This is a genomic window from Caldicoprobacter sp. (genome assembly GCF_047459465.1).
Classification (GTDB): domain Bacteria; phylum Bacillota; class Clostridia; order Caldicoprobacterales; family Caldicoprobacteraceae; genus Caldicoprobacter.
On sequence record NZ_VSCO01000136.1, the window covers coordinates 1 to 4,671 of the forward strand.

Here is a 4,671-nt window from a genome sequence, read left to right on the forward strand (position 1 = left end):
CTTGTTCAGGTTAAAGCTGGTAACCTTATCCGATGCCACAACCACGCCTTCGCGAAGTATGGTGATTTTATCGGCAATGGCCAGGGCTTCTTCAATCCTGTTGGTAATGAATATGATGATAATGCCTTTTTGTTTTAGCTCTCTGATGATTCTAAAGAGGTTTTCTATTTCGTAGGAGGTAAGGCCGGATGTGGGCTCGTCGAAGATGATGGCCTTTGCGTCTTGTGCCAGTGCTCTGCATATCTCTATTATCTGAAGTTGCGATGTGCCGAGATTTTTACATGATGTTGCCGGATCAATATCGATGCCCATTTTGGAAAGTATCTCAGAGGAAAGTTCCAGCATCTTTTTGGTACTGATAAAGCCAAGTTGATTTTTGGGCTTGTTGTCGATGAATATGTTTTCAGCGATGGAGAGGTGAGGAAAGTATAAGAGTTCTTGATGTACCGTAAAGATTCCGAGCGACTTTGCGAGGAGGGGATTGAGGCTTGAAAATTCTTTGTCGTTTATTATAATCCTTCCTTCGGAGGGTGCATGCGTTCCGTTTATGACCTTTGCGAGGGTGGTCTTGCCCGAACCATTTTTGCCCAGTATTACGTGTACTTCCCCTTCGAAAAATTCGAGATTCACTTTCTTTAAGGCATAAAACTCGTCAAACCTCTTGGATACATCGGATAATATTATTGGCATATGATTTCAAACCTCTCTTTCAAGGTCGGAAAGGTCAAAGCTGCAGAAGATTTCGATGCCATTTTCAAAGAAAAAGGATTTATACTTATCAGGGACATTCGTATCGCTTATCACCTTTTTGATCTCATCGACCTTTGCGGTTTGAAACAGGGAAATCTTATCGAATTTGGATGAATCGGCTACCACGATGGTTTCCTTTGCGATGGATTTAAAATATCTGTATGCATTGGCAAGGTCCATATTGTTGACGGTAAACCCGCGCTCTAAAGATACGCCGTCCACCTCGATGAACGCCTTGTCCGCGAAGATGTCCAAATTGGGGTTTACCAGTATAGGCCCTGCCAGCATAAAGGTGTTGCCAACGACATACCCCCCTGTCACGATGGTCTGTATCGAGTACTTTATGCACTCCAATGCCAAAATGAGGTCGTTGGTCACCACCGTTATATTCTTCTTTTCCTTGATGTGCTTTGGTACAAGCCGGCAGATATTGCCTCCCGTCAGGATTATTGCTTGGTTATCTTCTATCATGTATGAACAGACCTTTGCAATAGATTCCTTTTCCGAGTCTTCTTCCACTATTGGCGATAGGATCTTTGAGGCCTCCTCCTTTAAGATGGCCCCACCATAGGTTTTTATCAAAAAGCCCTCGCTTTCCAGCCTGTCTAAATCACGCCTTATGGTCACCTCGGATACATTTAGCGACTCGGCAAGGGTTGCTACGTCCACATGTTTTTTCTGCAGCAATATCTCCTTTATCTTCTTTAACCTTTCAGCGACTAGCATCTAGCCTTCACCACTTATCTTGATTTTGAATGAATTGTCCATTACGGCATGGATTACAACTTCATCTTTTCTCCAGTGTATTATATTTTGCAAAGTCTGTCAACTGCGTGAACGATTTTGATAATATTAATCAAAAATTGAAAATATTTTTGATTAAAAAAGGAGGATTTTTGATTTTGCAGTAGAATATATTTATATAGAAAAGCAAATCCAAGCAAAGGCGCATCTGACGCAGAAATCGATAATACGGTATCAAAGCGAGGTGAATTCATGTGAAGGCCGCATCAGCTGAACTGCTCAGGCTAGAGGGCATAACAAAGACATTCCCCGGCACCGTTGCGCTGGACGATGTATCATTTTCGGTAAACAGGCCGGAGATCCATGCGGTAGTCGGTGAAAACGGAGCGGGAAAGTCAACCCTGATGAACGTCATCTCGGGCAACCTTCAACCTGACAAAGGCGAGATCTATTTTGAGGGCCAAAAGGTAAAGATACGCTCGCCGAGGGATGCGCAGAATTTGGGGATCAGCATCGTTCACCAGGAACTTGCATTGTGTCCCCACTTGACGGTTGCCGAGAACATCTATATTGGGAGGCTTCCCCAAACCGCAGGGAAGATGGTGGATTACGATAGGCTCAACAGGATGTCCCAAGAGGTATTGTCGCTTTTTGACAGGGTTAACATAAAGCCGACGGATAGAGTGGCAGATTTAAACGTCGCCCAGCAGCAAATAGTTGAGATTGCCAAAGCCATTACGCTAAACTGCAAGCTTTTGATTTTGGATGAGCCCACATCGGCTTTGTCTGAAGCGGACGCAGCGGTTCTATTCAAGATAATAAAGGATTTGAAGGCCAAAGGCATCAGCATCCTTTACATATCCCACAGGCTTCGGGAAATATTTGAGCTGGCAGACAGGATAACGATATTGAGGGATGGGAAATATATTGCGACTTTAAACGCCGCTGAAACAAACCCCGATCAGGTGGTAAGCCTGATGGTTGGAAGGGAAATTAAGGAGATGTATCCGCCCAAGAGCAGCAAAATCGGGCGGGAGATATTCAGGGTAGAGAATATCAGCTCCGAAAAGGTCTACGACGTGTCGTTTGCCCTGCATGAGGGGGAGATTTTAGGGTTTGCAGGGCTGGTGGGTGCGGGCAGGACCGAGCTGGCTCAGACCATCTGCGGGATTTTGCCCCGCCGCAGCGGCGAAATTTATCTTGAAGGCAAGAGCCTCGAGATAAAATCGTTTGAAGACGCCATCAAAAACAGGATCGGATACGTCACCGAAGACAGAAAGCAGTTCGGGCTTTTCTTAAGGCTTCCCGTTGCCTACAACGTTTCTGCTATTCATCTCAAATATGACGGTAGTGGCCTTTTGATTGACAGGCAGGAGGAAAGGAACCTTACCCGGGAATTTGTCAAAAGGCTTAACATTAAGGCTACATCCTATTTGCAGCTCGTCATGAGCCTTTCCGGCGGCAATCAGCAAAAAGTAATGATAGCAAAATGGCTGGCCATAAATCCGAAGATTTTGATCCTTGACGAGCCGACGCGGGGAATAGACGTCGGAGCCAAGGCTGAGATACACAACCTTTTGAGGGAGCTTGCCCAAAACGGCATTGGAATCATTCTGATTTCCTCGGAGATGCCCGAGATCATCGGGATGTGCGACAGGGTCCTCGTCATGAGAGAGGGCAGGATAACGGGCGAGCTTTCGGGCCATCAGATTACTGAGGAAAACATCATGCAGCTTGCTGCACATAGATGAAATTCACATCAATAGGGGATAAGGGGGTAAAAAATATGTCTTTGCCCACGAATGCTACCACGAATAATGCTACTGCAAAAAATGCTTCTACGGATAATAGCCTGCTTGAGAAGCTCATGGGTTTTAGGGAGATGACGCTCATATTCATCATCATCGTCATCAGCATAATAGTTTCAATCCTGAGCCCGAACTTCTTGACAGGAGAAAACTTGATCACCACCGCTTTGGGCCTTGCGGCCGATGGAATACTGGCAATTGGGATGACGGTAGTGCTGGTTTCGGGCGGCGTTGACCTGTCGGTCGGCTCTGTCTTGAGCTTATCGGCCGTCATCGCGGGAGGCCTGTATTTAAGCTATGGCGTTGACATCTGGGTCGGTTCTTTGATAGCTCTCATAGTTTGTGTGTTGATCGGCCTCTTTAATGGATATTTCATTGCAAAAATCGGCATTCCACCCCTCATCGTAACTCTTGCCATGATGGGAATAGCAAGAGGCGCTTCTTACGTTTTGACCCAGGGGTCCCCCCTTTCGCTGTACGGCGATCTTAAGGGCTTTGACTTCTTAGGACAGGGAAGAATTCTGGGAATCCCATTTTTCATCCTGTTCTTTGTATTTCTCATCATCGTGTTTGATTTCTTGATGAGAAAATCGGCGCCCTTCAGGCTGGTATACTACGTAGGCAGCAATGAAAATGCAGCTAAATTGTCCGGCATAAACGTTCCAAAGGTAAAGATCGCTGTATATGTCCTCATGTCGGTCCTGGCGGGGATTGCCGGGATATTCACCCTTTCAAGATTTTCGGTGGCAGCGCCCACTGCGGGAACCGGCTCGGAGCTGAACGCAATTTCGGCCTGCGTAATTGGCGGCGCATCCCTGGCGGGCGGTGAAGGGACCGTCCTGGGAGCCATCCTGGGTACCATTCTGGTGGGAATCATCAATAACGCCCTGGTCCTTTTAAACGTCTCGGTTTACTGGCAGAACCTGGTAAGCGGAGTTATCTTAATCACGGCCGTTGTAATTGACTACATCTCTCACCAGAAGAGAAGCTAGGTTTTAACTCCTTTTAAAAAAAGAGGAGTTAAAATAAAAAGCCAAATTAAAATCAAAGGGGGGTTTAAATCCTCATGAAGGAAAACATTTATAAGTATCTATCCATCGCCTTGGCCGTTTTATTGGTCATTTCGCTGGTCTATATTTTTGCCTCCAGGTCAAGGCAAGTGGCCCAGGTAAGCAGCGGTGGGGTTTCAAAGCTGCAAGGTGATCCAAACGAGGAATACTACATGGTCACCTTTGTATCGGGCATCGAGTACTGGAAAGGCTGCTACAAGGGGATGAAGGCGGCGGCTGACCTGTATGGCGTAAAGGCTATCTATACCGGTGCACCCGAATTCGATGTCAACCAGCAGGTTACGGTTTTAGGCAGAACA

At 46.3% G+C, this 4,671-nt stretch carries 4 protein-coding genes and 1 pseudogene; 3 read left to right on the forward strand and 2 right to left on the reverse strand.

Features of this window, described 5'->3' with window-relative positions; genetic code table 11:
* Both FWJ59_RS07975 and FWJ59_RS07980 read right to left on the reverse strand, forming a co-directional pair.
* The coding region (locus FWJ59_RS07975) for an ATP-binding cassette domain-containing protein (protein ID WP_414481419.1) at window positions 1–690 on the reverse strand (690 nt) is incomplete at its 3' end.
* Between the two features lie 6 nt (window positions 691–696).
* Window positions 697–1,476, reverse strand: coding sequence for a DeoR/GlpR family DNA-binding transcription regulator (locus FWJ59_RS07980; protein ID WP_414481420.1), 780 nt, complete (start codon window positions 1,474–1,476; stop codon window positions 697–699).
* A 272-nt stretch (window positions 1,477–1,748) separates the two neighbouring features.
* Here FWJ59_RS07980 and FWJ59_RS07985 point away from each other — a divergent pair, with 272 nt between their 5' ends.
* The 3 genes and pseudogenes from FWJ59_RS07985 to FWJ59_RS07995 all read left to right on the forward strand — a co-directional run.
* The gene (locus FWJ59_RS07985; RefSeq protein WP_414481421.1) at window positions 1,749–3,245 is read left to right on the forward strand and encodes a sugar ABC transporter ATP-binding protein; all 1,497 of its coding nucleotides are present in this window, start codon (window positions 1,749–1,751) and stop codon (window positions 3,243–3,245) included.
* Window positions 3,246–3,361: 116 nt separating this feature from the next.
* Window positions 3,362–4,294: an ABC transporter permease gene (locus tag FWJ59_RS07990; protein WP_414481422.1), complete on the forward strand. Its 933-nt coding sequence runs from the start codon at window positions 3,362–3,364 to the stop codon at window positions 4,292–4,294.
* A gap of 74 nt (window positions 4,295–4,368) precedes the next feature.
* A pseudogene (locus tag FWJ59_RS07995) lies at window positions 4,369–4,671 on the forward strand (sugar ABC transporter substrate-binding protein); the annotation flags it as partial.

Coding starts and splice junctions, on each gene's coding strand:
- FWJ59_RS07980 (WP_414481420.1), bottom strand. CDS start 1,476: ATGCTAGTCGCTGAAAGGTTAAAGAAGATAAAGGAGATATTGCTGCAG.
- FWJ59_RS07990 (WP_414481422.1), top strand. CDS start 3,362: ATGGGTTTTAGGGAGATGACGCTCATATTCATCATCATCGTCATCAGC.